This is a genomic window from Streptomyces sp. NPDC050704, assembly GCF_040654355.1.
Classification (GTDB): Bacteria; Actinomycetota; Actinomycetes; order Streptomycetales; family Streptomycetaceae; genus Streptomyces.
In genome coordinates this window covers 28,079-52,133 of the sequence record NZ_JBFAHW010000058.1, presented here as the reverse complement: position 1 = coordinate 52,133, position 24,055 = coordinate 28,079, and the positions used below count along the sequence as shown (strand labels likewise).

The 24,055-nt window shown below is 70.3% G+C and carries 20 protein-coding genes; 12 read left to right on the top strand and 8 right to left on the bottom strand.

Going from position 1 to position 24,055, the window contains the following annotated elements; genetic code table 11:
* Nucleotides 1–94: 94 nt before the first annotated feature.
* The 4 genes from AB0I18_RS30130 to AB0I18_RS30115 form a co-directional block, all read right to left on the bottom strand.
* Nucleotides 95–1,573, bottom strand: coding sequence for a gluconate:H+ symporter (locus tag AB0I18_RS30130; protein ID WP_363108768.1), 1,479 nt, complete (start codon nucleotides 1,571–1,573; stop codon nucleotides 95–97).
* A gap of 166 nt (nucleotides 1,574–1,739) precedes the next feature.
* Complete coding sequence (locus AB0I18_RS30125) at nucleotides 1,740–2,171, bottom strand: RidA family protein (protein ID WP_363108767.1); 432 nt, start codon at nucleotides 2,169–2,171, stop codon at nucleotides 1,740–1,742.
* Entirely contained in the window at nucleotides 2,168–2,932 is a 765-nt protein-coding gene (locus AB0I18_RS30120) for an IclR family transcriptional regulator (protein WP_363108766.1), read from the bottom strand. Before AB0I18_RS30120 ends, AB0I18_RS30125 begins: the two co-directional genes overlap by 4 nt.
* On the bottom strand, nucleotides 2,929–4,239 hold the full coding sequence (locus tag AB0I18_RS30115) for a sugar kinase (RefSeq protein ID WP_363108784.1): 1,311 nt from the start codon (nucleotides 4,237–4,239) through the stop codon (nucleotides 2,929–2,931). The genes AB0I18_RS30120 and AB0I18_RS30115 overlap by 4 nt, the downstream gene beginning before the upstream one ends.
* A gap of 188 nt (nucleotides 4,240–4,427) precedes the next feature.
* Here AB0I18_RS30115 and AB0I18_RS30110 point away from each other — a divergent pair, with 188 nt between their 5' ends.
* Nucleotides 4,428–5,747, top strand: coding sequence for an alanine racemase (locus tag AB0I18_RS30110; RefSeq protein WP_363108765.1), 1,320 nt, complete (start codon nucleotides 4,428–4,430; stop codon nucleotides 5,745–5,747).
* 16 nt (nucleotides 5,748–5,763) lie between these two features.
* Entirely contained in the window at nucleotides 5,764–7,386 is a 1,623-nt protein-coding gene (locus tag AB0I18_RS30105) for a D-aminoacylase (protein ID WP_363108764.1), read from the top strand.
* 51 nt (nucleotides 7,387–7,437) lie between these two features.
* Here the strand turns inward: AB0I18_RS30105 and AB0I18_RS30100 are convergent, their stop codons facing one another.
* Nucleotides 7,438–8,379 carry a serine protease gene (locus tag AB0I18_RS30100; RefSeq protein ID WP_363108763.1) on the bottom strand — a complete coding sequence of 314 codons (942 nt, stop codon included), beginning with the start codon at nucleotides 8,377–8,379 and terminating at the stop codon, nucleotides 7,438–7,440.
* Nucleotides 8,380–8,533: 154 nt separating this feature from the next.
* The gene (locus tag AB0I18_RS30095) at nucleotides 8,534–9,226 is read right to left on the bottom strand and encodes a hypothetical protein (RefSeq protein ID WP_363108762.1); all 693 of its coding nucleotides are present in this window, start codon (nucleotides 9,224–9,226) and stop codon (nucleotides 8,534–8,536) included.
* A gap of 173 nt (nucleotides 9,227–9,399) precedes the next feature.
* On the opposite strand from AB0I18_RS30095, the gene AB0I18_RS30090 reads away from it, so the two are divergent.
* The 6 genes from AB0I18_RS30090 (at nucleotide 9,400) to AB0I18_RS30065 (ending at nucleotide 15,861) form a co-directional block, all read left to right on the top strand.
* Nucleotides 9,400–10,611, top strand: coding sequence for a pyridoxal phosphate-dependent aminotransferase (locus AB0I18_RS30090; RefSeq protein WP_363108761.1), 1,212 nt, complete (start codon nucleotides 9,400–9,402; stop codon nucleotides 10,609–10,611).
* A 158-nt stretch (nucleotides 10,612–10,769) separates the two neighbouring features.
* A complete protein-coding gene (locus AB0I18_RS30085; RefSeq protein WP_363108760.1) occupies nucleotides 10,770–11,204 on the top strand; it encodes a hypothetical protein in 435 nt (144 codons plus the stop codon).
* A gap of 192 nt (nucleotides 11,205–11,396) precedes the next feature.
* Nucleotides 11,397–12,482, top strand: a complete 1,086-nt coding sequence (locus tag AB0I18_RS30080) for a substrate-binding domain-containing protein (protein ID WP_363108759.1) — start codon at nucleotides 11,397–11,399, stop codon at nucleotides 12,480–12,482.
* Nucleotides 12,483–12,495: 13 nt separating this feature from the next.
* Nucleotides 12,496–13,701 carry a toxic anion resistance protein gene (locus AB0I18_RS30075; protein WP_363108758.1) on the top strand — a complete coding sequence of 402 codons (1,206 nt, stop codon included), beginning with the start codon at nucleotides 12,496–12,498 and terminating at the stop codon, nucleotides 13,699–13,701.
* Complete coding sequence (locus AB0I18_RS30070) at nucleotides 13,698–15,257, top strand: substrate-binding and VWA domain-containing protein (protein WP_363108757.1); 1,560 nt, start codon at nucleotides 13,698–13,700, stop codon at nucleotides 15,255–15,257. The genes AB0I18_RS30075 and AB0I18_RS30070 overlap by 4 nt, the downstream gene beginning before the upstream one ends.
* A complete protein-coding gene (locus AB0I18_RS30065) occupies nucleotides 15,244–15,861 on the top strand; it encodes a hypothetical protein (protein ID WP_363108756.1) in 618 nt (205 codons plus the stop codon). The genes AB0I18_RS30070 and AB0I18_RS30065 overlap by 14 nt, the downstream gene beginning before the upstream one ends.
* 140 nt (nucleotides 15,862–16,001) lie before the next feature.
* Here AB0I18_RS30065 and AB0I18_RS30060 read toward each other — a convergent pair whose 3' ends face one another.
* Entirely contained in the window at nucleotides 16,002–17,840 is a 1,839-nt protein-coding gene (locus tag AB0I18_RS30060) for a phosphoenolpyruvate carboxykinase (GTP) (RefSeq protein ID WP_363108755.1), read from the bottom strand.
* A gap of 360 nt (nucleotides 17,841–18,200) precedes the next feature.
* On the opposite strand from AB0I18_RS30060, the gene AB0I18_RS30055 reads away from it, so the two are divergent.
* The 4 genes from AB0I18_RS30055 to AB0I18_RS30040 all read left to right on the top strand — a co-directional run bounded on the left by AB0I18_RS30055 (nucleotide 18,201) and on the right by AB0I18_RS30040 (nucleotide 21,545).
* On the top strand, nucleotides 18,201–18,905 hold the full coding sequence (locus AB0I18_RS30055; protein WP_363108754.1) for a hemolysin III family protein: 705 nt from the start codon (nucleotides 18,201–18,203) through the stop codon (nucleotides 18,903–18,905).
* Nucleotides 18,906–19,078: 173 nt separating this feature from the next.
* Complete coding sequence (locus tag AB0I18_RS30050) at nucleotides 19,079–20,671, top strand: DHA2 family efflux MFS transporter permease subunit (protein WP_363108753.1); 1,593 nt, start codon at nucleotides 19,079–19,081, stop codon at nucleotides 20,669–20,671.
* A gap of 5 nt (nucleotides 20,672–20,676) precedes the next feature.
* On the top strand, nucleotides 20,677–21,309 hold the full coding sequence (locus tag AB0I18_RS30045) for a TetR family transcriptional regulator (protein ID WP_363108752.1): 633 nt from the start codon (nucleotides 20,677–20,679) through the stop codon (nucleotides 21,307–21,309).
* Nucleotides 21,306–21,545 carry a type II toxin-antitoxin system RelE/ParE family toxin gene (locus AB0I18_RS30040; protein WP_363108783.1) on the top strand — a complete coding sequence of 80 codons (240 nt, stop codon included), beginning with the start codon at nucleotides 21,306–21,308 and terminating at the stop codon, nucleotides 21,543–21,545. Before AB0I18_RS30045 ends, AB0I18_RS30040 begins: the two co-directional genes overlap by 4 nt.
* A gap of 42 nt (nucleotides 21,546–21,587) precedes the next feature.
* On the opposite strand, the gene AB0I18_RS30035 is transcribed toward AB0I18_RS30040, so the two are convergent.
* Complete coding sequence (locus tag AB0I18_RS30035) at nucleotides 21,588–23,984, bottom strand: galactose oxidase early set domain-containing protein (protein WP_363108782.1); 2,397 nt, start codon at nucleotides 23,982–23,984, stop codon at nucleotides 21,588–21,590.
* Nucleotides 23,985–24,055 lie beyond the last annotated feature (71 nt).

Here is a 24,055-nt window from a genome sequence, read left to right as displayed (position 1 = left end):
TCGACAACCCTGTGATCGTGACAGCCAGCCCCCGCTTCGTTATACGAAGAGGATCAATCTCGGACTGTTTCGGATCGGTCCCACCGGGTCGATCTCATATGAAAACGCTCAGTACGGCGGCCACCGCGAAGCCCGCCACCGACAGCACCGTCTCCAGGACCGTCCAGGACTTGAGGGTGTCGCGTTCGGAGATGCCGAAGTACTTGGCGACGATCCAGAAGCCCCCGTCATTGACGTGCGAGGCGAAGATCGATCCGGCCGAGATCGCCATGATGACCAGCGCCAGATGGGCCTGCGAGTAGTCCTGCCCCTCGACGAGCGGGACGACGATTCCGGCGGTGGTGACGATGGCGACCGTCGCCGAGCCCTGGGCGACGCGCAGGACGACGGAGATCAGCCAGGCCAGCAGGATGACCGGCAGGCCGACGTCGTTGAACGTGTCGGCGAGCGCGTCCGCGATGCCCGAGCCCTTCAGCACGGCACCGAAGATCCCGCCCGCGCCGACGACCAGCAGGATGTTGCCGACCGGCTTGAGGGAGGCGGTGGACACCGTCTCCAGGGACTTGCGGGACCAGCCGCGCCGGATGCCCAGCAGGTAGTACGCCATGAGCAGCGCGATCGTCAGCGCCACGAAGGGGTGCCCGAAGAACTCGATGACCGAGCGGAGGGTCGACGGGTCCAGGGCGATGGACGAGAAGGTCGCGGCGAGGATCAGCAGCAGCGGCGTACCGATGATGAGGAAGACGGTGGAGAGCGCGACCGGCTGTTCGGGGGCGGTGCGCCCGGCCGCGGCCTGTTCCGCGGCGACGGCGGCCCGCGCCTCCTCCGCCGCCTCGACCATGTCCTGCGGTACGGGGACGAAGAGGCGGTTGCCGATCCAGGCGGCGTACGCCCAGGCGGCGAGCACCGCCGGGATGCCGACGACGACGCCCATCAGGATGACCCAGCCCAGGTCGACCTTGAAGAGGCCCGCCGCGGCGACCGGCCCTGGGTGCGGGGGCAGGAACGCGTGGGTCATCGACAGGCCCGCGAGCAACGGCATGCAGTAGAGCAGGATCGACTTGCCGGAGCGCTTGGCTGCGGCGTACACGATCGGCGCGAGGACGAAGATGCCGACGTCGAAGAAGACCGGGATGCCGAAGATCAGGCCGGTCAGGCCCATGGCGAGCGGGGCCCGCTTCTCCCCGAAGAGGTTGAGGAGCCGGGAGCTCAACGCCTCGGCGCCGCCCGACACTTCGAGGATCGCGCCGAGCATGGTGCCCAGACCGATGATGATCGTGACGTGGCCGAGGATGCCGCCCATGCCGGTCTCGATCATCGAGACGGAGGTCGAGCGCTGGACGGTGCCGAAGAGTTCCGTGACGGAGAGGCCTGCGGAGAGGCCGACGGCTATGGAGACGCCGAGGAGGGCGACGAAGGGCTGGAGTCTGACCTTGATGATCAGGACGAGGAGCAGGGCGATGCCGAGGGCTGCGACGGTGAGCAGGCCTGCGGTGCCGTCCAGGAGGAGGAGCAGGCCGCCGGTGTGGGGTGGGGGCTCCGGGGCGGGGGCGGCCGCGAGGAGGGGTGACATGGGGAGGTCCTCTGCTTAAGGGCATGGTGTTTTTGGGCAGGGGGGATCGCCGTGCGGGGTTTGGGGTGCGGGGTTTGGGGAGGGTGATGCTGATCGTTGCCGGGTGCGGGTCGGATGTGGCTGGTCGCGCCGTTCCCCGCGCCCCTTTGGGGCGCGGGGGTGAGGCTCAGTTGTCCAGTACTGCCAGCGTGTCGATCTCGACCAGGAGGCCGGCCGGGAGGCCGACGTAGACCGTCGTGCGGGCGGCGGGCGGGCCGGTCAGGGCCTGCTCCTCGAAGTAGGCGTTGTAGATCCCGTTGAACTCACCGAAGTGGTCGACGTCGGTCAGGTAGACGCGGATCATCATCGCGTCGTCCCAGGTGGCGCCGCCCTCTTCGAGGATGGCCTTGACGTTGGCGAGGGTCTGGAGGGTCTGCTCGCGCAGGGTGGGGCCCGCGGGCGTGGGCGGCTGCCCCTCGACCGCGGGCAGGAAGCCGACCTGGCCGGCGACCTGGAGGATGTTCCCCTTCCTGACGCCGTGCGAGAACTTGGCGGGCGGCGTGGTGTGGGTCTTCGGGGTGAGGGCGGTCTTGCCGGTCTTCTCGGTCTTGTCTGTCATGAACCGTTGTCCTTCGTGGGAGTCCTGCCGGAGTACTCGCCGCTGATCGCGTCCGCCGTACGGCGCACCAGTGGGAGCAGCGTGAGGAGTTCGTCGGCGGTGACGACGACGTTCGGGGCGGAGACGGACATGGCGGCGACGACATGGCCGTCGGCGCCGCGGATGGGGGCGGCGATGCAGTTGATGGATTCCTCGTGGCCGCCGAGGTCGGTGGCCCAGCCCTGTTCGCGCACCTTGTCCAACTCCCGTAGGAAAGCGGGGGCGTTGGGGGTCGAGCGGGAGGTGTACATCGGGTAGTCGAGCTTGTCCGCGAGGGCCCGGCGCTCGGGCTCGGGCAGGTCGGCGAGGAGCAGTTTCGCGACGGCGGCGACGGTGATGGCGACGGGCTTCCCGATACGGGAGTACATGCGCACCGGGTAGCGGCTCTCGACCTTGTCGATGTAGAGGACCTCGCCCTCCTCGTGCACGGCGAGGTGGACGGTGTGGCCGCACAGCTCGTTGAGGCGGGCGAGGTGGGGGTGGGCGATCTCGCGGACGTCGAGGTTCTCCACCGCTTCCTGGGCGAGCGCGAAGAGGCGCGCGCCGAGGCGGTAGCGCTGGTCGGACTGGCGGTAGACCAGTCCGTGCTCGTGGAGGGTACGCAGGAGCCGCAGCGCGGTGGACTTGTGGACCCCGAGCCGCTCGGCGACCTGCCCGAGGTCGGCGGGGCCCTCGGCCAGCAGGGGCAGGATGCTCAGCGCGCGGTCGACGGTCTGGCTCATGGGGTACGTACCTCCTCGTCGGCCCGATCAACGACTCGATCAACGGCTCGATCGACGACTTGATCAACGGCTTGCGTCCAGCCGGGGCCGAGTCGAAGTGTCCCCCACGCGTCGTCGTCCAGGGCGGCCAGCCGGTCGGCGTGCTCCCGCGTCGGCGGCATGGCGAGGTCGCCGGGCACGGTGAGCGCGGCGGCGGCCATCAGGTGCCCGTGCCGCAGCCGGTCCCGGACGGGAAGCCCCCGGAGGGTGGCGGACAGGAACCCGGCGGCGAACCCGTCCCCGGCACCGACGTGCGCGACGACGTCGACGCGGGGGGCGGGAACGTGGGTGACGGTGTCCGGGCCAGGTCCGGTGCCGGGGCCGGTGCCGGGGCCGGGGCCGGTGTCGGTGTCGGGGCCGGTGTCGGGGCCGGTGTCGGGGCCGAGGTCAGATCCGGGACCGGTGTCGGGGCCGGTGTCGGATCCGCGGCCGGGCTCATCGGGTGCCCGCTCGAAGACCGTGGCCCCGCGCCCGCCGTCCTTGACGACCAGCAGCCGCGGCTCGGGGAGCGCGGCCCGGATCGCGGCGGGCCCGCCGGTGACGCCCCAGGCGGCCTCGGCCTCGTCGGCGCCCACGAAGACGAGGTCGCTGCCGCGGGCCAGGTCGAGAAGGGTGCCGCCCACCCCGGCCGGGTCGGGGCGCAGGCCCATGCGGTAGTTGACGTCGAAGGAGACCAGGGGACGTCCGGGGCGGGGTGCGGTGAGGCCGCGCAGCAGAGCCAGGCAGTCGGCGGAGAGCACAGCGGTGATCCCGGACAGGTGGAGCACGCGCCCGGAGCGGAGCTCGTCCCCGGGCATGTTCGCGGGGGACATGGCGGAGGCGGCGGAACCGGCGCGGTAGTAGACGACCTCCGCGAGAGGGTTCTCGCCCACGGGAGAGCCCCCGGCGGCTCCCGCTCCGAACGGATCCTCGCCCGTTCCGAAGGGGTCCTCGCCCGTCCCGAAGGGCTCCTCCGCGCGCCGCGGGCCCGGCGTCAGCGCCCGCTCCCCCGCCGTGCGGAAGTAGATCCCGGTGGGGCGGGCCGGATCGACCTGGACGGCGCTCGTGTCGACGCCGTGCGCGGCGATCGCCTCCAGCAGGTGCTGCCCGAACCCGTCGGCGCCGACCCGGCTCACCCACTTCACGGAGTGCCCGGCGGCAGCCAGCCCGCACGCCACATTGGACTCCGCGCCGCCGATGCCCCGCTCGAACGACGGCACGTCGGCGAGGCGGCCCGGGCGGGACGGGAGGAACGTGACCATGGACTCGCCGAGCGTGACGACGTCCACGGCGGCCACGGCGTTCGCGTCGTCCGTGGGGCCGGGTCCGGTGGGGGGAAGGATGGCGGGGACTCCTCGTCGCGTCGCGGGTCTCAGCGGCTCCGTTGACCCGGCGTTGGCCGAGATGTTAGACAGCACTCAGCGCCATACGCAATGACTGTTGCACATGGTGCAACGATCCTCACCAGGGAGACTCCATGGCCGCCGACACCACCGCAGCACGGGCAGTTCGGACCGCACGTCTCGCCGCGCTCGCGGAGGAACGCGTCGACCACCGCTTCAAGGGCCTCCCGCCGGACGCCGAGGGCCTGACCGTCGGCGAGCTGGCCGCCCAGCGCCGGAACCTCTTCACCGACGGCTTCAGCACGCCCGTCCTCGCCCTCTCCGCCGAGCGTCTGGAGCACAACCTCCGGCTGATGGAGACGTACGCGACCCGGCACGGCCTCGCCTTCGCCCCGCACGGCAAGACCTCGATGGCCCCCCAGCTCTTCCACCGCCAGATCGAGCACGGCGCCTGGGGCATCACGCTGGCCGTGCCGCACCAGGTGCGGGTGGCGCGGGCCTTCGGCATCGAACGGATCTTCCTGGCCAACGAGTTGGTGGACGCGGCTGCACTCGCCTGGGTCGCCGCCCAGCTCGCCGCCGACCCCTCCTTCCGCTTCGTCTGTTACGTCGACTCCGTGCGCGGCGTCGAGCTGATGGACGCCGCGCTACGGGGATCACGGGCCTCAGGGGAGTCCGCCCGCCCGGTGGACGTCGTGGTCGAGCTGGCGGCGGGCGAGGGCGCCAGGACCGGCGTACGGACGGAGGAGGAGTGCGCGGCGGTCGCGGACGCGGTGGCGGCCGTGGACACGCTGCGGCTGGTGGGCGTCGCGGGGTACGAGGGCGAGGTGCCGGACGCGAACCCGGAGCGGGTGCACGGGTGGCTGCGCCGCCTGACCGCGCTGGCCGCGGAGTTCGACAAGGCGGGCCGGTTCGCCCGGGCGGGCGTCGACGAGATCGTGCTGAGCGCGGGCGGCAGCGCCTGGTTCGACGCGGTGGCCGACGTCTTCGCCGAGCTGCCCGAACTCTCCCTCCCCGTACTGAAGTTGCTGCGCTCCGGCGCGTACGTCTCGCACGACGACGGCCACTACCGGGAGGTGACCCCCTTCGCCCGTATCCCCGAGGAGGGCGCGCTCCATCCCGCCTTCCGCCTCTGGGCGCAGGTCGTCTCCCGCCCCTCCCCCGAGCAGGCCTTCGTCAACGCGGGCAAGCGCGACGCGGCGTACGACCTGGACCTGCCGTTCGCCCAGGTCGTCCACGACGGCACGGCCGAACGCCCGGCCACGGGCATCACGGTGACCGGCCTCTCCGACCAGCACGGCTGGCTGCGTACGGCAGCGGCGGCCGAACTCCAGGTCGGTGACTGGCTCGGCATGGGCCTCTCCCACCCCTGCACGTCCTTCGACAAGTGGCAGCTGATCCCCGTCGCGGAGTCGGACGGCACGGTCGTCGACTACATCCGTACCTATTTCTAGTTTCTAGGAGCCCCGCATGATGGATCTCGTCATCCGCGACGCGGAGGTCGTCGACGGCACCGGGGAGCCCTCCTACCGGGCCGACGTGGGCATCGAGGGCGGCAGGATCACCACCATGGTCAAGGAGGCCTCGGCGGCGGGCTGCCTGCGGCCCGTGGCCCGCCGCGTCCTGGACGCCGAGGGACTCGCCCTCTCCCCCGGCTTCGTCGACATGCACGCCCACAGCGACCTCGCCCTCCTCCGCGACCCGGACCACAGTGCCAAGCTCGCCCAGGGAGTGACGCTCGAAGTCATCGGCCAGGACGGCCTGTCGTACGCGCCGGTCGACGACCGGACCCTCGCCGAGATCCGGAAGGCGATCACCGGCTGGAACGGCAGCGGCGACGACATCGACTTCACCTGGCGCTCGGTCGGCGAGTACCTGGACCGCCTCGACCACGGCTTCGACGGCGAGGGCATCGCCGTCAACGCCGCCTACCTCATCCCCCAGGGCAGCGTACGGATGCTGGCCGTCGGCTGGGACGACCGCGAGGCGACTCCCCAGGAGCTCGACCGCATGCGGCAGTTGGTGGCCGACGGGATGCGCGAGGGCGCGGTCGGCATGTCGTCCGGGCTCACGTACACCCCCGGCATGTACGCCAAGGACGCCGAACTCACCGAACTGTGCAGAGTGGTGGCCGAGTACGGCGGCTACTACTGCCCGCACCACCGTTCGTACGGCGCCGGCGCCCTGGACGCGTACCAGGAGATGGTGGAGCTGACCCGCGAGGCCGGCTGCCCGCTCCATCTCGCCCACGCCACCATGAACTTCGGCGTGAACAAGGGGAAGGCCCCAGACCTGCTGACGCTGCTCGACAAGGCGCTGGACGAAGGCGCCGACCTCAGCCTCGACACATATCCCTACACGCCCGGCTGCACCACGCTCGTGGCCATGCTGCCCAGTTGGGCGAGCGAGGGCGGCCCCGAGGCGGTCCTGGCCCGGCTGAAGGACGACGACATCGCCGAGCGGATCCGGCACCACATGGAGGTCCTGGGCGCGGACGGCTGCCACGGCGTGCCCATCGAGTGGGACACCATCGAGATCTCGGGCGTGAGCGACCCGGCCCTCGCGTCCCACGTGGGCCGGACCGTCCGGCAGACGGCCGACGCGCGCGGCGAGGCCCCGTGGGTCACCGCCCGCCGCCTGCTCGTCGACGACGGCCTCGGCTCGACGATCCTCCAGCACGTCGGCCACGAGGAGAACGTCCGGCAGATCATGCGCCACCGCGTGCACACCGGCGGCTCGGACGGCATCCTGCTCGGCGACAAGCCGCACCCGCGCGCGTACGGCACGTTCCCTCAGTATCTCGGCCGGTACGTACGGGAGTTGGGGGTCCTCTCCCTGGAGGAGTGCGTCGCCCACCTGACGTCCAGGCCCGCCGCCCGGCTACGGCTGCCCGACCGCGGCCTGGTCCGCGAGGGATACCGGGCCGACCTGGTCCTCTTCGACCCGGCCACGGTCGCCGCGGGCTCGACCTTCGACGCTCCCCGCACACTGCCGACCGGCATCCCGCACGTCCTGATCGACGGCCGCTTCGTGGTCGAGGACGGGCGGCGAACGGACGTACTGGCGGGGCGGGCGGTCCGCCGTACGACGTGACCGCCCGCCCTGCGCACACGAACTACCTTCTGCCGCCTACGGCTTGTGGGCCTACGGCTTGGGCAGGGTGCAGCCGCTCCGGCTCAGGTCGATCTTGTTGTCGAGACCGACGCACGGAATGATCTGGTACGTCTGCTGGCCGTAGTTGATGCCCTGCCGGACGGTGATGTTGCCGCTCGCGTCGACCTCGCACGGGTTGTTGTCCGTGCAGCGGGCGCCGTCCTCGTTGCCGGTGTTGTTGACGGCGACGACCTTGCCGGTGGCGTTGTCGACGACGGGCGAACCCGAGGTGCCGCCGATGGTGTTGCAGGCGGAGGTGTAGCGGACCGAGTCCTTCCAGGTCCAGGCACCCTCCCGGAGGCGGTAGGCGAACCCGTCGACGGAGCAGCTGTAGGTCCGCTTCCAGTAGCCGGAGACGACCGTGATGGCCGTGCCGGCGACGGGGCGCGTGTCGTTCAGCGTGAGCGCGCTGATGCCGTACGAGCTCTTGATCTGCGCGTAGGTGGTGGTGAGCTGGTACAGCGCGACGTCGGTGTCGGTCATCGTCGCGTACGCGATCTTGCTGGCACGCAGGGTCGCCACGCGCGAACCGGCGCCGTTGAGCAGCCCGAAGGTGCGGGTGGACGGCTGGTCGACGATGACCTCGCCGGCCGCCGGGAAGCCGGTCTCCAGGCAGTGGCCGTTGCTCATCACCAGCGCCGGGTCGTTGTCCTCCGAACCGGGCATGCGGACGACGGAGCCGGAACAGTTGCTCAGCGAGACGGTGCCGGCGAAGTCGACGGCCTGGACCGCGGGCGCGGTGATCTTGGAAACCGCCGCCACCGCGGAGGTGACCGTGTCCGTGACCACGGAGGTGACCGTGTCCGTGGCGGCGGACGTGCCCGCGTCCGTGGCGGCGGGTTGGGCCCCGGGCTCCGGAGCCGCGACCGCGGGTGCCGCGCCGACCCCGGCTATGGCCAGGGCGAGAAGCGCGGCAACGAGAGGTTTTCTCATGTGGGGGGTCCCCTCTTGACCGACGTAAGCGACCGGAGACTTTCCGATCTTCGTCAGCCTTGTCATGCGCATTGTGAAGGGAGGGGACCGGAGGAGCAAGGAGTCCGATCAGGCCGCCGGTCGGTCCGAGCACCGAACCAGCGGACGGTACACACTACTTGGGGCTCTTCGTCGCGCCCTGGCCGCGTCCGGGATTGTCGCCGGAGTTGCCCCGGGTCGGCTCGCCGGTGGCGGCCGGGGCCGTGGTCGCGGGGGCCTTCGTGGCGGGGGCGCCGGACCCGGCGGAGCCGCCGGACCCGGCCTCGCCCGGCGAGGGGCTCGCCGGGTCGCCGGGCGAGGCCGGGTCCGACGCCTGGTCCGACGCCCCGGGCGAGGCGCCTGGCGGATCGGCCCGGTCGGACGGGTCGGACAGGTCGGACGACGAGCCGGTCTCGCCCCGCCCGTCCGCGGCCGAGGAGGAGGGCTGAGCCTTCGGCGCCTTCCGGTCGCTCCCCTCCCCGGAAGAGCCGGAGCCGAGAACTCCGGTGACCACGGCGACGAGGAGCAGGACGCCGACCGCACCGGCGGCGACGGCTCCGCGGCGCGTCGCCCGGGCCCGGCGACGGCGCGCCAGCCGCTCGCGGCGCCCGCGCCCCGGTCCGTCGCGCCCGTCGTGCCCGTCACGCCCGTCGCCCGGGGCGGGCGCGACGGCCGGGTCGAGGCTCACCGTGTCGTCGTACGCCTGCTGCCAGCCATGGGCGACCGCCGGGTCCGCGTACTCGTCGTACGCCGGAACCGTCCCGGCATACGGGTGGTACACACTGGGCGGCCGCTGCGGGTCGCTCTTCTCCCGGTTCGCGCCGCTCATGGCATACACACCCGTCGTGCCGTTCTCGTATCGATGGTCCCCACCATGGCGGCGCATTGTAGGGACGGGAGAGGCCTGTGGGGCAGCCGACGGCGATAACACCCCAAACCGGCCCGTCTCATGTGGTGGAAAGCACGCCGCGGGAAGCGTTACCCGGCCGTAAGCTCGCGGACATGCAGGTGATCCAGTCGACCAAGCTCGCCAACGTCTGTTACGAGATCCGCGGCCCGGTGCTCGAGGAGGCGATGCGGCTTGAGGCGGCGGGCCATCGCATCCTCAAGCTGAACACGGGGAATCCGGCCGCGTTCGGGTTCGAGTGCCCGCCCGAGATCCTGGAGGACATCCTCCGCAACGTCTCGTCGGCGCACGGCTACGGGGACGCGAAGGGCCTGCTCGCGGCGCGCCGGGCGGTCGTCATGCACAACCAGACCCTCGGCATCGAGACGGACGTCGAGCACGTCTTCATCGGCAACGGCGTCTCCGAGCTGATCGTGATGGCCATGCAGGGCCTCCTCGACGACGGCGACGAGGTGCTGGTACCCGCGCCGGACTATCCGCTGTGGACCGCCGCGATCTCCCTCTCCGGCGGCACTGCCGTGCACTACCGCTGCGACGAGCAGTCCGACTGGATGCCCGATCTGGCCGACATCGAGCGCAAGGTCACCGACCGCACCAAGGCGCTCGTGATCATCAACCCGAACAACCCGACGGGCGCGGTGTACGACGAGGCGATGCTGCGCGGGCTGACGGACATCGCCCGCCGCCACAACCTCCTGATCTGCTCGGACGAGATCTACGACAAGATCCTGTACGACGACGCCACGCACACGGCCACCGCCAAGATCGCCCCCGACCTGCTGACGCTCACCTTCAACGGCATGTCGAAGGCCTACCGGGTGGCGGGCTACCGGGTCGGCTGGATGTCGATCTCCGGACCGCGGGCGCACGCCGACTCGTACATCGAGGGGCTGACGATCCTCGCGAACATGCGGCTGTGCGCGAACATGCCGGGCCAGCACGGGGTGGTCGCCGCCCTGAGCGGGCGCCAGACGATCAACGACCTCGTCCTCCCGGGCGGGCGGCTGCGGGAGCAGCGGGACGTCGCGCACAAGCTGCTGACCCAGATCCCGGGCGTGACCTGCGTGAAGCCGAAGGGGGCGCTCTACCTCTTCCCGCGCCTCGATCCGAAGGTCTTCAAGATCAAGGACGACCGGCAGCTGGTCCTCGACCTGCTGCGGACCGAGAAGATCATGGTGGTGCAGGGGACGGGGTTCAACTGGCCCGAGCCGGACCACTTCCGGGTCGTCACCCTGCCCACGGCACGGGACCTGACGGACGCGGTGACGCGGATCGGCAACTTCCTGGACGGCTACGGCCAGCCGTGACGAAACCTGCGGCCGGCCGTGACGACGGGCACGACACCGGCCGCACCGGCTGTACCGCTCACGCTGGGTGTACAGATCCACCAGTTCTGCGACCAGGCTCAACTTTAGACTGAATCCAAGCTAGGATGGTTTCCTGCCAGAGCACAGGAGGCCATCCCATGTACGAGCCGATCCGCACCAAGTCGGTCCACACGATGGCCGGCACCTCCTCGGACTTCCCTCACCGGTCGCGCGAGGAGGAGCTGGACATCCAGCTCGCGGGACACCTCGCGGCGCTGCTCGCGGTGACCGACGAGCTGCGCGGCCTCGACCCGTCCGCCGAGCTCGACGCCGCCACGGAGCGGCTGGTCGAGCAGGTGACGCGACTGCGCGAAGGCCGTCCGCCGGTCCGCTCGTCGGTCCGTTCGTCGGTGGCCGTCGCCGACCGGCAGTCGCAGCTCGCCGCGCTCCACCAGCGGGCGCACGCCCTCGCCGGCCGCGCCCTCGTCGTCGCGGCGTCCCGCGCGGACACGGCGGCCGCGATCCTGGCCGCCGAGCGCATGGACGCCCACGCGGCCGCGACCCCGGACCCCCGCGAGCTCGCCACCCATTGAGCCCTCCTGCCACCCGCTGAGCCCTGAGGGCTCCCCTCGACGGCCCCGGCCCGCGTGTGCCCGCAGCGACGCGCGGGCCGGGTGCCACCGGATGGGAGGACCCCGCTCCGGTTGCGTACCGGGACCGGGACGTCACCCCCTGTTCACCCCCGCCGCCCGGGAACGTTGGGTTCCGGGGAGCACTCTCCACATGTGAGACGCATCGCAGGAATCGTCCTGGCGGTGCTGCTGATCGGCGGAGTGGTAGCAGCCGTCGTCGCAGGCCGCGAAGGTCAGGACAAGAGCACGGCAACGAAGACCGTGCAAGGAGTGATCGGATCGGAGAAGGCTGAGTTCTTCGCCGACCCCGACGTGGTGAAGGCCCTCGCTGCCAAGGGCTACACCGTGGAGACGGAGACCTCAGGGTCCTGGGCCATGGAGGGACTCGACCTCAAGGGGTACGACTTCGCTTTCCCTTCCAGTCAGACCCCCGCCGATGAACTGGCCGAGAAGTACGACGTACAGCAGCCGCTGCCGCGCCCCTTCTACTCGCCCATCGTGGTCGTGGCGCACCAGAACGCCGCCGAGGTCCTTGTCGCAAACGGCCTCGCGACCCTGGACAAGGGCAGGCGCACCGGCACGCTGAAGATGGCCGAGTACCTTGAGGCAGCCCGGGACGACAGGACCTGGCAGCAGCTCGAAAGCGCCGACCGCTACGGCGAGCTGACCGGCACACTCTTCGTCTCGACCACCGACCCGACCAGCTCCAACTCGGGCGCCCTCTATCTCGCCGCCGCCTCGTACGTGGCCAATGACGGCCGGGTCGTCACGGACGACAAGGGCGTGAACGACACCGCGCCCCTGATGCGCAAACTGATCAGCGTCCAGGGCGCCCAGCAGACCAGCACGGACGCGACGTTCAGGGACTTCGTCAGCGGGGTCGGCAACCCGCTCGTCCTCGTGTACGAGTCGCAGGTCGCCTCGCTGCTCACCCAGGACCAGCCCGTCCACGAGATCGACCTGGCCGTCCTGTACCCGGACACCATCGCGACCAGCGACCACACCGTCGTCCCACTCACCGCCGAGGGCCGCGCGCTGGGTGAACTCCTCAGCTCCGACAAGGAGTTGCGGGAGCTCGCGGTGCTGCACGGGTTCCGGCCGCAGGGCGCCGCCGCGGAGTTCACGGCGGCCACCGCCGCCCACACGACGTATCTCAACCAGAAGCTGACCGGTCTCCGGCAGGCGCCCGTGCCCGCATCCAAGGTGCTGCACGAGATGGCGCGCCGGGCCCGGAGCTAGGGGGAACAGAGCAATGAGCAGCAACAACATCAACAGCAACAACACAGACAACGCGGAACAGGGGTTCACGCTCACCCCGCCCGAGGCCGTCGCGCCGGTGCCCCGGGAGAAGGCCGGCGGACTCGTGCCGGTCGACGAGTCCGTCCGTACGGACATGGCGCGCAAGGCCGCCGAGTACGTCGAGGGGCTCGCCGCCCTCGACGCCCGCTCCCCCGAGTTCGCCGGGAAGATCGGGGAGGTCGTCGCGCTGGGCTCCAGCGAGATGCGGAACGCGGCCGCCCAGTCGAACCGCATGCTGGAGCGCACGGTCCGCAGCCTGCCCACGAACGGCGAGGACGCCCAGTCCCGTGTCTCGTCCTCGCTCGTCGAACTCCGGCGCACGGTCGAGGACCTGGACCCGCGCGACCTGCCCGGCGGCAAGGCCCGCAAGCTGCTGTCCCGGCTGCCCGGCGGCAACAAGCTCCGCGACCACGTCGCCAAGTACGCCTCCGCGCAGGGCACGTTGAACAAGATCGTCGGCTCGCTGCGCGGCGGCCAGGACGAACTGCGCCGCGACAACGCCGCGTTGCAGACCGAGCGTGTCCGTCTCTGGGACACGATGGGCAAGCTCCAGGAGTACGTCGTCCTGGCTCAGGCCCTGGACACGGCGGTCGAGCGGCACATCGAGGTCGCGGAGGCGCAGGACCCGGCGCAGGCCGACACCCTCCGCGCCGACGTCCTCTTCCCGGTACGCCAGAAGCACCAGGACCTGCTCACCCAGCTCGCGGTGTGCGCCCAGGGCTATCTGGCGATGGACGTGGTCCGGCGCAACAACGAGGAGCTGATCAAGGGCGTCGACCGGGCGGCCACCACCACGGTCTCCGCGCTGCGCATCTCGGTGATGCTCGCTTCCGCCCTCGACAACCAGCGCAAGGTCGTCGAGCAGGTCAACGCCCTGCGCGGCACGACGGAGGACCTCATCCGCGGCAACGCGGAGATGCTCGCCACGCAGAGCGGCGAGATCCAGCGCATCGCCGCGGACCCGGCGGTCGGCGCGGAGACGCTCCGCTCGGCGTTCCAGCAGATCTACCAGACCCTGGACGCCATCGACACGTACAAGGCCCAGGCCACGGAGTCCATGGCGGCCACGGTGGAGTCCCTGACCTCCGAACTCCAGCACGCCACGGTGTTCCTGGAGCGGTCGAGGTCGGCGGGCGCGCTGGAAGGGGGGCTCGCGTGAAGGTGTGTGCGAGAGGGCGGCGTACCGCCCTCGCCGCGGTCCTGCTGCTGGCGGTCACGGCCACCGCGTGCACTGCTGCCGAGGAGGAGCCCGCCGGGCCCGCGAAGGGCAAGCCGGGCACGCTGCGCATCCTCGCCTCCAGCGAGCTGAGCGACATGGCCCCCGTGCTGGAGCAGGTCCGCAAGGACACCGGCATCAAGGTCGTCCCCACCTACATGGGTACCCGGGACGCGGTCGACCGGCTCGCCTCCGGCAAGGCGGACGGCGCGTACGAGGCCGTCTGGCTGTCCTCCGACGACTACCTGCGCCTCAACCCGGCCGCCGCGAAGAAGGTCGTGTCGCAGACCCCGGTCATGGCGAGCCCCGTGGCGATCGGCGTCAAGCCGGAGACCGTGCGCAGGCTCGGCTGGCAGCCGGCCGAGGTCACCTGGTCGCAGGTGCACAAGGCGGTCGCGGCCGGCGATCTGACGTACGGCATGACGGACCCGGCCCGCTCCAACTCCGGCTTCGCCTCCCTCATTTCGGTGGCGTCGGGCCTGTCCGGCGCCCAGTCCGCGCTGACGGACGCGGACGTGGACAGGGCAACCCCGAAGCTCACGGAGTTCTTCAAGGGCCAGCAGCTGACCTCCGGTTCCTCCGGCTGGCTGGCGTCCGCGTACGCCCGCCGGGGCACCGTCGACGCCCTGCTCAACTACGAGTCCGTGCTGCTCGGCATGGAGAACCTCACCGTGATCCGCCCCCGCGACGGCGTGGTCACGGCCGACTACCCGCTCTCCTCTCTCGCCGCCACCGACCAGAGCACCCGCGAGACGGTCCGCCGCCTCACCGACGCCCTGCGCTCCCCGGAGATCCAGCGGCGGATCACGGACGACACCCTGCGCCGCCCGGTCGTCGCCTCGGTACCGCCCGCGGAGGGCCTCGACACGAGCCGTCGCCGTGAACTCCCGTTCCCCGGCAGCGAGTCCGTCGCCGACGGGCTGCTGGACGCGTACGAGAACAAGCTGCGCCGGCCGTCGCGCACGGTGTACGTCCTCGACACCTCGGGGTCGATGGGCGAGGACGGGCGGCTCGGCCGGCTGAAGACCGCGCTCACCGGTCTGACCGGCGACTTCCGGGAGCGCGAGGAGGTCACGCTGATGCCGTTCGGCTCGGCGGTCAAGAGCGTACGGACGCATGTGGTGCGGCCCGAGGACCCGCGGACCGGCCTCGACGCGATCCGCCGCGACACGAAGGCGCTCAGCGCCGACGGCGACACCGCGATCTACACGTCACTGGAGAAGGCGTACGAGCATCTCGGGGCCGACGACGACACGTTCACGTCGATCGTGCTGATGACGGACGGGGAGAACACGGCGGGGGCGAGCCCGGCGGAGTTCGACGCCTTCTACGACCGGCTGCCGCGCGGGCAGCGGGAGATCCCCGTCTTCCCGATCCTCTTCGGCGACTCCGACCGCGGCGAGCTGGAACACATCGCCGACCTGACCGGTGGCCGTCTCTTCGACGCCCAGAAGGGCTCGCTGGACGGCGCCTTCGAGGAGATCCGTGGCTACCAATAAGGCCCACAGGACCGGCAGGCTCGTCGGTTATCTGGAGTCCCGGAAGAACCTCACCGGCGGTGCGCTCGGGGTCGCGGGACTGGGGCTGACGTTCACGGGTCTCGCGGGCGCGTACTGGCCGTTCGTCGTCGCGGGTCTCTACGCGGCCGGGGCGCTGCTCGCGCCGCCGGAGCGGTTGCCGGTGCCGGACTTTCCCGATCCGTCGGCCCAACTGGACGAGTTGCGCGGGGACTTCGGCAAACTGCGCGAGTACCTCACGGGGATCGAGCTGCCGCCGGCCGCCGCCGGCCGGCTCACCGAACTGACCGACCTCCTGGCCGCCCTGCTCGACCCCGGCTGGGTCGCCGAGGTCCTCGCCGGCGACCCGGAGGGCGTGCACGCGCTGTCCCGTGCCGTACGGCAGGACATCCCCGAGGCCGTCGACACCTTCGTACGGACCCGGTGGTGGACCCGGCTCACCCCTGGCACCGAGCCGCCGGAGCGGCACCTGGAGCGGCAGCTCGCCGTGCTGCACAAGGAAGCGGAGTCCTTGACGACAAGCCTCCGAGAGGTGGAGGCCCGCCGCCAGGAATCACACACGCGGTACTTGGAAGACCGCTCGTAGCCGTCCGGCCGCGTTAAACGCCGGACGGGCTGAGTGGGCCGGGACCGGGCTGAAAAGCAGGGCGCAGCCCGCTTTTCAGGGGCGCGGGGAACTGCGCGACCAGCCACAGCCCACCCGCACCCGACAACACACCTCGCGGGTCAGGCCAGGCGCTGGACCAGCGCGCGGTACTCGTCCCACAGTTCCTTCGGCGTGTGGTCGCCGAAGGTGTTGAGGTGCTCGGGGACCAGAGCGGCCTCCTCGCGCCACACCTCCTTGTCGACGGTGAGCAGCAGGTCGAGGTCGGCCTCGGACAGTTCGAGCCCCTCCGTGTCGAAGGCAGCCTTGGTCGGCAGGACCCCGATCGGCGTCTCGACCCCCTCGGCCTTGCCGTCGAGCCGGTCCACGATCCACTTCAGGACACGGCTGTTCTCACCGAACCCGGGCCACACGAACTTGCCCTCGTCGTTCTTGCGGAACCAGTTGACGTAGTAGATCTTCGGCAGCTTCGCCTGGTCCTTGTCCTTGGCGACATCGACCCAGTGCCCCATGTAGTCGCCCATGTTGTAGCCGCAGAACGGCAGCATGGCGAAGGGGTCGCGGCGCAACTCGCCGACCTTGCCCTCGGCGGCGGCGGTCTTCTCGCTCGCCACGTTGGCGCCGAGGAACACACCGTGGTTCCAGTCGAAGGACTCGGTCACCAGCGGAACCGCCGTGGCACGACGCCCGCCGAACAGGATCGCCGAGATCGGCACGCCCTTCGGGTCCTCCCACTCGGGCGCGATGATCGGGCACTGGGACGCCGGGACGGTGAAGCGGGCGTTCGGATGCGCGGCGGGCGTACCGGACTCCGGCGTCCAGTCGTTGCCCTTCCAGTCCGTCAGGTGGGCCGGAGTCTCCTCCGTCATGCCCTCCCACCAGATGTCGTTGTCGTCCGTCAGCGCGACGTTCGTGAAGACGGAGTTGCCCCACAGCGTCTTCATCGCGTTGGCGTTGGTGTGCTCGCCGGTGCCGGGCGCGACACCGAAGAAACCGGCCTCGGGGTTGATCGCGTACAGCTGGCCGTCCTCGCCGAACCGCATCCAGGCGATGTCGTCACCGATGGTCTCGACGGTCCAGCCGCGGACCGTCGGCTCCAGCATCGCGAGGTTCGTCTTGCCGCAGGCCGAGGGGAAGGCCGCCGCCACGTATTTCGACTCGCCCTGCGGAGGCGTGAGCTTGAGGATCAGCATGTGCTCGGCCAGCCAGCCCTCGTCGCGCGCCATGACGGACGCGATGCGCAGGGCGTAGCACTTCTTGCCGAGCAGCGCGTTGCCGCCGTAGCCGGAGCCGTACGACCAGATCTCGCGGGTCTCCGGGAAGTGCGAGATGTACTTCGTGGAGTTGCAGGGCCACGGCACGTCGGCCTCGCCCTCGGCCAGCGGCGCCCCGAGCGTGTGCACAGCACGCACGAAGAAGCCGTCGGAGCCGAGTTCGTCCAGGACCGCCTGGCCCATGCGGGTCATGGTGCGCATGGACACGGCGACGTACGCGGAGTCCGTGATCTCGACGCCGATCGCGGAGAGGTCCGAGCCGAGCGGGCCCATGCAGAACGGGACGACGTACATCGTCCGGCCCTTCATCGAGCCCCGGAAGACGCCCCCCTTCCCGTCCGATCCGGTGAAGATCTCCCGCATCTCGGCGGGCGCCTTCCAGTGGTTCGTCGGGCCCGCGTCCTCTTCCTTCTCGGAGCAGATGAACGTGCGGTCCTCGACCCGGGCGACATCGGTCGGGTCGGAGGCCGCGTAGTACGAGTTGGGGCGCTTGATCGGGTCGAGCTTCTTGAAGGTGCCCTTGCGGACGAGCTCCTCGCTCAGTCGCTCGTATTCGGCCTCTGAGCCGTCACACCAGACCACGCTGTCCGGCTGCGTCAGTTCGACGATCTCGTTGACCCACGAGATCAGTTCCTGGTGGTCGGTGGGGACGGTTGCGGAAGAGGGAGCCGCGATGTCGCGCGCCACGATTGCTCCTAGATGAGGGATTTTTGTTGTTTTTTGCCCCGTGGGGGCTGCGACCCGGATGCTTCACGTAATCGATCTTTCCGACACATATCGATCTTGCAGGCGCTCATCCGGTGCCGACCGCACTCATTTGATCATCCGACGGGTCCGCGCATATGTCCAGAGGGCCTCACACCTGAGCGGCGTGAGCAACGCCACTTATTGCCGGCCATTTCCGGCGACTATTTCCCGCCCACCCCCGCCCACCTCGAACCGCACCCCTCGCCGCCCCGGCCCACCCGTGAGACCATCAGCACTCACGCGTCCTTCATATAGACGTACTGACGCGTAACTTACGGTTCCGTAGGTACGATGGCTGTCATGACTGCGTCCGTCCCCGACGCGCCCTCGGACCCGCCGGCCGCCGGTACCGTCCGCGACGCGCTCCACCTGCCGCACCCGATCAAGCCGAAGCTCCGGGGCTGGCTGCACGCCGGGATGTTTCCGGCCGTACTCGCCTCCGGTCTGGTCCTGACCGCGCTCGCCGACTCGACCCGCGCCCGTATCGCCTGCGCGATCTTCGTCCTGACGGCCTGCCTGCTGTTCGGCACGAGCGGGATCTACCACCGGGGCAACTGGAGCCCGCGCATGGACGGCATCCTGCGCAGACTCGACCACGCGAACATCTTCCTGATCATCGCGGGCACGTACACGCCGCTGACCATGCTGCTCCTGCCGGACGCCAAGGGGCAGTGGCTGCTCTGGAGCATCTGGGGCGCGGCGGTCGCGGGCATCGTCTTCCGCGTCTTCTGGATCGGCGCCCCGCGTTGGCTCTACACCCCCTGCTACATCGCGATGGGCTGGGCGGCCGTCTTCTTCCTGCCCGACTTCATGCGGGCGGGCGGCATCGCCGTCCTCGTCCTCGTGGTCGTCGGCGGACTCCTCTACAGCGCGGGCGGCGTGATCTACGGAATCAAGCGCCCCAACCCGTCACCGCGGTGGTTCGGCTTCCACGAGGTCTTCCACTCGCTCACGCTCGCGGCGTTCGTCGCGCACTACATCGGCATCTCGATGGTGGCCTACTAGCAGCCGCACCAGCGGTACGGACCAGCAGTACGGACCACCCCCTCCGACTTCCCGCCTTCAGTGGCCGCGGCTTTCGAGCCGCGGCCACTTCCGCGTTCCTGGAGCCATATTCCGACCCGTCCACGGACAGGCAGTATTGACAGCGCAAATCTTTTGAGAGTAACTGTCATTTCATGGTTACTGCCACAGAATCGTCCGAGCAGCAGCTCGACCCCCGCCGCTGGTGGGCCCTCGGCGCCCTGGTCGCGAGCATGCTCGTCCTCGGCTTCGACATGACGATCCTCAACGTCGCGCTGCCGACGATGGCCGCGCAACTGGACGCGAGCACGGGTGAGCTCCAGTGGATCGTGGACTCGTACATCGTCGTGTTCGCGGCGCTGATGCTGCCCGCCGGACTGCTCGGTGACCGCTTCGGACGGCGCAGGATGCTGATCGCGGGGCTCCTGGTGTTCCTCGCCGGCGCCCTGTTCGGCACCCTCGTGTCCACGCCCGAGCTGGTCATCGCCGCCCGCACGGTCATGGGTGTGGGCGCCGCGCTGGTGATCCCGCTCGGTCTTTCCGTGCTGCCGTCGATGTTCGGGCCCGAGGAACGCAGCAAGGCGGTCGCCGCCGTCACCGCCTCGATGGCCGCGGGCATGCCGCTCGGGCCGCTCGTCGGCGGGCTGCTGCTCGACCACTACTGGTGGGGCTCGATCTTCCTGATCAACATCCCGATGGTGGCCATCGGCGTCGCCGCCTGCCTCTTCCTGCTGCCCGAGTCCCGCGATCCGGCGTCGCCCCGGGTCGACGTGCTGTCCACGGCCTTCAGCGCGCTGGGGCTCGGAGCGCTGGTCTTCGGCATCATCGAGGCGCCCGAACGCGGCTGGGGCAGCCCGCCGGTCGTCGGCTCGTTCGCGCTGTCCGCGGCCCTGCTCACCGTCCTCGTCGTACGGGAGCGCCGGGCGGTGCGGCCCATGCTCGATCTGAAGCTGCTCGGGAACCGCGGTTTCCTGTTCAACAGTCTGGCCGCGACGCTCGGCACCTTCATCTTCTCCGGTCTGCTGTTCATGCTGCCGACGTACCTCCAGGAGGTCGGCGGCGCCGACGCCTTCGGCACCGGGCTGCGGCTGCTGCCGATGATGGGCGGTCTGATGGTCGCCGCGCGGGCGAGCACGCCCCTGGCGCAGCGCGCGGGGCCCCGTCTCGTGGTCACCGCGGGTCTGGCGGTGCTGTGCTTCGCCGCGCTGCTCGGCTCACGCACCGAGCCCGACAGCGGCTACGGGTTCACCGCGCTCTGGCTGACCATCGCGGGACTGGGCTTCGGCCTCGCGATGGTGCCCGCGATGGACGCGGCACTCGGCGGGATCCCCCGCGACGAGGCGGGCAGCGGCTCCGGGCTGCTGATGACACTGCGTCAGGTGGGCGGCGCGATCGGCATCGCACTGCTCGGCAGCCTGGTCGCCAGTGCCTACGGCGACCGGATCGACACCTCGCGCCTCCCCGCTGGGGCCGCGGACGCCGCGCGCGAATCGCTGACCGGCGCGCACGCGGTCGCCGAGCGGCTCGGCCTGCCCGGCCTCGCCCGCTCCGCCGACGCCGCGTACGTGGACGGCATGGGCGCGGTCCTGGTGGTGTGCGGCATCGCGGCACTGGTGACCGCCCTGCTGACGGCGGCGCTGCTGCCGAACGTACGGCCCACCAAGTCCGAGGCGCCCGAGGGGGCCGACGGGGCAGCGGAGGGCGAGGTTCCGGTCATGGCTCGTTCCGAGTCCGATGACGGACAATGACGGGCATGACCACGGTACGAACGTCCCTCCCCGAAGCCGCCCGGCACCTGAGCCTGCGGGAGCGGAAGAAGCTCAAGACGCGTATCGCGATCAGGAACGCCACCTACGAACTGATCGAGGAGCAGGGGTACGACGCGACGACCGTGGAGCAGATCGCGGAGCGCGCGGAGGTCTCGCCGAGCACCGTCTTCCGCTACTTCCCGACCAAGGAGGACATCGTCCTGACGGACGAGTACGACCCTCTGGCGGAGGAGTTGCTGAGGGAGCGCCCGGCGGACGAGAGTCTGCTGGACTCGATGCGGTTCATCATCCGGCAGTCGATGGCCATGGCGATCGCCGACGACCCGACCTACGCGGAGCGCGAGATGAGGCTGCGCATCGGGCTGATGGCGCACGTCCCGGCCGTACGCTCCCGGGTCATGGAGACCATGTCCGTCACGGGCCGCCTGATGTGCCGGGCGATCGCGGAGCGCACCGGACGGCACGCGAACGACCTGGAGGTACGGGTCTACACGATGGGGCTGATGGGCGCCCTGCTCGAAGCGACCATCTACTGGGCCGAGCACGACTACCAGGGTGACGTACTGGACCTGATCGACCGCACCCTCGCCACCTTCAAGGACCTCCCGAAGCGCTGAGCCCGGGGGAACGGCACGTCATCGACCGCGCCCACCGGGACCAGACCCCGACCATCATCACCAGGCGCGACAGGCAGGAGGCGGTGGTCATCGACATCAGGGCGCTCAAGGGGCAATACGGCCGCCGGCGCCTCCGGGTCGGTGACCTCCACGTCGTGTACACGGTCGAAAACGGCCAACTCGTCGTGTGGGGGCTCACGGTCGCGCACCGGCGGGACGTCTACCGCGATCTGTGACACCGTGCGGTTCCGCCGCACGGTGTCACAGTCCCGCGCTCCTTACGGGGCTCTTCTCACGTCTCCCTTTCCGCAGGCCCTGCCGTCACCGTTGCGGTCCAGGCGCAGCGGGTCGTCCTTGCCGTTCACCTTCAGAGGGCCGTAGTCGTTGGCCTTCAGCCAGGTGCAGCGGGCGGTCGTTGTCGCCTTCACCTCGTCCGGGAAGTTCGTCGGTACGCAGACGTTGGCGGAGCCGTAGTGGCGGTCGCAGCCGGAGATCGTCGGGCTGACCTTGGCCGAAGCACGCTTCTTGCCCGGCTGCTTGACGGCACCTTCCGGGGAGTCCGCGAAGTCGTGGACATGGGCCGAGGCCATGTCCTCGGAGGCGGAAGCGGAGGCGGTGGCCGCGAGGGCGGCAGGGCCCTCCAGGTGGACCCATTCGGCGATCGACGGGACACCGTTCGCGTCGACGGCGAAGAGCATGTACCAGCCGGGCGGCGCGACGTTCGGGTTGCTCGTCACGTTGAGGTCGACGTTGTTGCCGTCGACGGACAGGGGCAGGTCCACGAAGCGCTGGTTCGGGTCGGACGAGTGCGTCACGGCCGCCGGGCGGATCAGCTCGGCCTTCGCGACGGGACGGTCGACCGTGATGCGCTGCGTGTCTCCGTACACCCACTCCTTGTCGATCACCGAGGTGATCTTCGGACGGGCGCCCTTCAGGAGATAGGGCGGGGTGTAGACCGACACGTTGTGGTTCCAGGAGCCGTTGCCCGGGTTGTCGCCGGTCGTCATCACGCGGCCGTCCGGCAGCAGGAACGCGGACGAGTGGTAGCCGCGCGCCTCCGGGTCGGCGGCCACCGGGTCGAAGGTCTCCGTCGCCGGGTCGAAGATCGACGACTCGAAGACCGGGTTGGCGCGGTTGTGCAGCCCGCCGCCGGTCTCCAGGACCTTCCCGTCGGGCAGCAGCACCGCGGAGAGGTACATCTTGCCCTGGTTGCCGGTCTGCGGGACCTTGCCGTTGCCCAGGTCGACCGTGCCCTGCGGAAGCGGCGGGCCGGCGACGTAGGTGGGGTTGGGCGCCTTGAGGTCGATGATGTCCGTCAGGCGGTTCGCGTCCGGGTTGGAGTCGATGTTGCCGCCGCCGATGGTGAGGACCTTCTGGTCCTGGGCCGGGGGCAGCAGCACGCTCGCCGACTGGTCGCGTTCGTCCTTGTTCCGCAGTCCCGGCGTCTGGGTGATCGTGTTGGCGTCGTAGTCGTAGATCGCCGAGCCCGTGCCGGGGATGTTGTTGCCGAACGTGTGGCTGCCCGTGTAGAAGAGCCGCCCGTCCTGCATCAGGACCATCGTCGGGTACAGGCCCCAGTACGACCAGGTCTGGTTGACCTTCCACGTCGGCAGCCACTGCTGTTCGGCGTCCGACCAGCGCTCGGCCGTCACGGAGCCCGTGGAGTCCTCCTTCAGGCCGCCGAAGGAGATCACGTCACCGTTGCCGAGGATCGTCGCCGACGGGTACCAGTGGCCGTCGTTCATGTCGTTGGTCTTGCTGTACGTCTCCGTGACGGGGTCGAAGATGTACGAGTCCTTGTAGCCCTGGTAGCCGATCGTGCCGTCCGCGCTCGGATAGCCCTTGTTGCCGCTCATCACGAGCACGCGCCCGTCGTCCAGCTGCACATGGCCGGCGCAGAACATGTCCTTCGGGGTGGCGATCTGCTTGTACGTGCCGTTCGCCGGGTTGTAGACGGCGCTCTCGAACTCGCCCGCCTCGAACCTCTCCGGGTCGTTGCCGGAGCCCGCGATCAGCAGCACCTTGCCGTTGTTGAGGACGACGGAGTGCATGGAGCGGACCGGGTTCTGGGTCGGCAGCACGTTCCACCTGCCGTTGGCGCACTCCTCGGCCGTGCCCGTGCAGACGGGCTCGGGGACCGGGTCGGCGACGACGTCCATCGTGTAGTCGTCGGTGGTCACGGAGCCGGTGCCGTAGACGGAGACGCCCCAGCTGATGCGGTCGGTACCCGCCGGGACCTCGGGCGTACGGACCGTCGCCGGCGACCAACCCGCGCTGATCGGCAGGGTCTTGAGGTCGGTCCAGTACTGCCAGCCGGCGGTCGCGTCGTGCCGGAAGAGGGTGAGCGAGGCGTCCGGGGTCGTCGACTTGTACCAGAGCCCGAGGTCGTACTGCTTGCCGACGGAGACCACCGGCGCGCATTCGGCGGACTCGGTGATCAGCGCCTTGCGGTCGCCCTCTGCGCGGCGGGTCAGCTCGACCTTCATGGCCTTGGCGCCGGAGTGGGCGCCGGCGACGGTGGAGAAGGTGAAGTCGTTGTCGCCCCAGCCGGACTTCTCCCAGCAGTACGGCATGTCGGCCGTGCCGGCGGTCTCGAAGCCGGGGTTCTTCACGAGGTTGGCGGCGGAGGCGGGCTGGGGTGCGGCGAGGAGCAGGCCCGAGGTGAGGGCTCCCACGGCCAGCAGGGTGGTGCGGCGTCTGGGGAGGGTGGGTCGCTTGAGCCTGGTCGGCCTGGCTTGCGCTGCCG